The following is a 1,419-nucleotide window of genomic DNA, read 5'->3' as shown; positions in this document are numbered from 1 at the left end:
GCCACTGCCCAGCACCTGCCGCCACAGCCGCTGCACGACGCCATCCTGACTCCGCACCCGGGCGAGGCGGCGCGCCTGCTCGCGGTGGACACGGCCACGATCCAGGCCGACCGTTTTGCGGCCGCCCAGGCCTTGGCCGAGCGCTTCCACGCCGTGGTGGTGCTCAAAGGCGCCGGCAGCATCATCGCCGCCCCCGGCCAACTCCCACGGGTGATCGCGGCGGGCAACCCGGGCATGGCCGTGGGTGGCATGGGCGACCTGCTGACCGGCATCATCGCCGCGTTGCGCGCACAGGGGCTGGACGCCTTCGATGCGGCCGCCAGTGGTGCACTGCTGCATGGGCTGGCCGGCGACGCCGCCGCCAGCGAGGGCCAGCGTGGCCTGCTCCCCACCGACCTGCTGGTGCCGCTGCGCCGGCTGGTGAATCCGGAACCTCGACCCGCATGATCACGTTTTTCCTCGCCCAGACCGACGACACCGACCTGCTTGGGCAGTGGCTGGCCGCGACCCGTCCGCCCCAGGCGGTGATGCAGCTGCAGGGCGACCTCGGCGCGGGCAAGTCGACGCTGGCGCGTGCGCTGCTGCGCGCGCTGGGCGTACAGGGGGCCATCCGCAGTCCCACCTACACGCTGGTGGAGCGCTATCCGCTGGCCGACGGTCACGAAGCCTGGCACCTGGATCTGTACCGCATCGGCCAGGCCGACGAGCTGGATTTCCTCGGCCTGGACGAGGGCAGCGCCTCGCTGTGGCTGATCGAATGGCCCGAGCGCGGCGCGGGCGCGCTGCCCCCCACCGACCTGATCGTGGCGCTGGAGATCGAGGGGCAGGGACGTCGGGTGCGTCTCAATGCGACCAGCGACGCGGGTCGCGAATGGCTCGCCCGGTTGCCACAAGGGGGCGACTTGCAGGCCCTTTCTGTCGGCTGACACTAGGAAACACCGGCAGGTTACGGATTATTAAGGGAAAAGGAGTTGCATTTCATTCAGGGCGGTGATTGAATCCTGACCTATGCCAATGGGGAAACCACTCACCGCCATCTGTGCCGCCGTCGGACTCTGTCTGGCGAGCGCCCTGGCGTGGGCCGGTGAAGTGCGCCAGGTTGGTCTGGAGACCGGTGCCACCGGCACCCGCGCGGAAATCGCGCTGTCCGGCAGCGGTGGCTACAAGACCCTGACCCTGGCCGGCCCGAACCGCCTGGTGGTGGATTTCCCGGACTCCAGCGCGGTACGCAATCTCAAGCTGCCTGCGCCCAAGGGCGTGGTCACCGCCGTGCGCACCGGTCAGCCGGTGCCCGGTACGTTCCGGGTGGTGTTCGACCTGGCCGAATCGGTCGCGCCGTTCCGGCCGCAGATGATCAAGCAGGGCGACGAGTCGCGTCTGGTGATCGAATGGCCGGGCGATGCGCCGTCCAGTGTGGCC

The 1,419-nt window shown here is 69.8% G+C and carries 3 protein-coding genes; all 3 read left to right on the top strand.

What is annotated here, in order from left to right:
* Nucleotides 1-447 (top strand): NAD(P)H-hydrate dehydratase (locus DBR34_RS22575; protein WP_258223796.1); only part of this gene is annotated, 447 nt, incomplete at its 5' end.
* Nucleotides 444-926: a tRNA (adenosine(37)-N6)-threonylcarbamoyltransferase complex ATPase subunit type 1 TsaE gene (gene tsaE / locus DBR34_RS09990; protein ID WP_128096676.1), complete on the top strand. Its 483-nt coding sequence runs from the start codon at nt 444-446 to the stop codon at nt 924-926. The genes DBR34_RS22575 and tsaE, both read left to right, overlap by 4 nt.
* Nucleotides 927-1,014: 88 nt before the next feature.
* On the top strand, nt 1,015-1,419 hold a 405-nt coding region (locus DBR34_RS09985), incomplete at its 3' end, for an AMIN domain-containing protein (protein WP_128096675.1).

Source organism: Stenotrophomonas sp. HMWF003 (genome assembly GCF_003061285.1).
In the GTDB taxonomy this organism is placed as follows: domain Bacteria; phylum Pseudomonadota; class Gammaproteobacteria; order Xanthomonadales; family Xanthomonadaceae; genus Stenotrophomonas; species Stenotrophomonas maltophilia_AP.
The sequence above is the reverse complement of the archived record's forward strand: the minus strand, read 5'-3'. Positions and strand labels throughout refer to the sequence as shown.

Excerpts from the sequence above, each read along its gene's own strand:
- tsaE (WP_128096676.1), top strand. The coding sequence starts at position 444 with ATGATCACGTTTTTCCTCGCCCAGACCGACGACACCGACCTGCTTGGG.